Annotated in this window: 9 tRNA genes and 2 rRNA genes; all 11 read left to right on the plus strand. The window is 50.9% G+C overall.

Features of this window, described 5'->3' with window-relative positions:
• The first annotated feature begins 11 nt into the window (after positions 1 to 11).
• A 5S ribosomal RNA gene (gene rrf, locus M1K46_RS25495) occupies positions 12 to 127 on the plus strand.
• A 10-nt stretch (positions 128 to 137) separates the two neighbouring features.
• A tRNA-Val gene (locus tag M1K46_RS25500) sits at positions 138 to 213 on the plus strand.
• Positions 214 to 220: 7 nt separating this feature from the next.
• Positions 221 to 296 (plus strand) — tRNA-Thr (locus M1K46_RS25505).
• Between the two features lie 7 nt (positions 297 to 303).
• Positions 304 to 379, plus strand: a tRNA-Lys gene (locus M1K46_RS25510).
• An 18-nt stretch (positions 380 to 397) separates the two neighbouring features.
• Positions 398 to 482, plus strand: a tRNA-Leu gene (locus M1K46_RS25515).
• 7 nt (positions 483 to 489) lie between these two features.
• A tRNA-Gly gene (locus M1K46_RS25520) sits at positions 490 to 564 on the plus strand.
• A 13-nt stretch (positions 565 to 577) separates the two neighbouring features.
• Positions 578 to 666 (plus strand) — tRNA-Leu (locus M1K46_RS25525).
• Positions 667 to 679: 13 nt separating this feature from the next.
• Positions 680 to 756, plus strand: a tRNA-Arg gene (locus M1K46_RS25530).
• A gap of 3 nt (positions 757 to 759) precedes the next feature.
• Positions 760 to 836 (plus strand) — tRNA-Pro (locus M1K46_RS25535).
• Between the two features lie 10 nt (positions 837 to 846).
• A tRNA-Ala gene (locus M1K46_RS25540) sits at positions 847 to 922 on the plus strand.
• 159 nt (positions 923 to 1081) lie between these two features.
• Positions 1082 to 1239 (plus strand): 16S ribosomal RNA (locus M1K46_RS25545); the annotation flags it as partial.

Genomic DNA, 1239 nt, shown 5'->3' on the forward strand with positions numbered 1-1239 from the left:
CTCAAAATATGTCTGGTGGCGATAGCGAAGAGGTCACACCCGTTCCCATACCGAACACGGAAGTTAAGCTCTTCAGCGCCGATGGTAGTTGGGGGCTTCCCCCTGTAAGAGTAGGACGTTGCCAGGCATATACATATGGAGGATTAGCTCAGCTGGGAGAGCACCTGCCTTACAAGCAGGGGGTCGGCGGTTCGAACCCGTCATCCTCCACCATTATTTCGCCGGTTTAGCTCAATTGGTAGAGCAACTGACTTGTAATCAGTAGGTTGGGGGTTCAAGTCCTCTAGCCGGCACCACTTTCAAGAGCCATTAGCTCAGTTGGTAGAGCATCTGACTTTTAATCAGAGGGTCGAAGGTTCGAGTCCTTCATGGCTCACCATTTTCAAAAATTTTATATGCGGGTGTGGCGGAATTGGCAGACGCGCTAGACTTAGGATCTAGTGTCTTATGACGTGGGGGTTCGAGTCCCTTCACCCGCACCATACGGATGCGGAAGTAGTTCAGTGGTAGAATACAACCTTGCCAAGGTTGGGGTCGCGGGTTCGAATCCCGTCTTCCGCTCCATTTTTTTCTGCCTGCCGGGGTGGTGGAATGGGCAGACACACAGGACTTAAAATCCTGCGGTAGGTGACTACCGTGCCGGTTCGAGTCCGGCCCTCGGCACCAATTAAATTTATATGCGCCCTTAGCTCAGCTGGATAGAGTGTTTGACTACGAATCAAAAGGTCGGGAGTTCGAATCTCTCAGGGCGCGCCATATCGGGAAGTGGCTCAGCTTGGTAGAGCACCTGGTTTGGGACCAGGGGGTCGCAGGTTCAAATCCTGTCTTCCCGACCATCTTTGTTAAGGGGCCTTAGCTCAGCTGGGAGAGCGCCTGCCTTGCACGCAGGAGGTCAGCGGTTCGATCCCGCTAGGCTCCACCATTTCGAAAATGTGTTGACATTTTCTTTTTTAATGGGTATGATATGAAAGTTGCTGTTCGAAGCAGCACATTAGTTCTTTGAAAACCAAACAAAAGCCAGGTAAGTCAGGGATTTTACAATCCCATCAATTTTTAAACTTTAAGAGCTATATCAAACACTTTATTGGAGAGTTTGATCCTGGCTCAGGATGAACGCTGGCGGCGTGCCTAATACATGCAAGTCGAGCGGACCAAAGAGAGCTTGCTCTCTGAGGTTAGCGGCGGACGGGTGAGTAACACGTGGGTAACCTGCCTGTAAGACGGGGATAACTTCGGGAA

The organism is Fictibacillus sp. WQ 8-8, from assembly GCF_024494405.1.
GTDB lineage: Bacteria > Bacillota > Bacilli > Bacillales > Fictibacillaceae > Fictibacillus_C > Fictibacillus_C marinisediminis.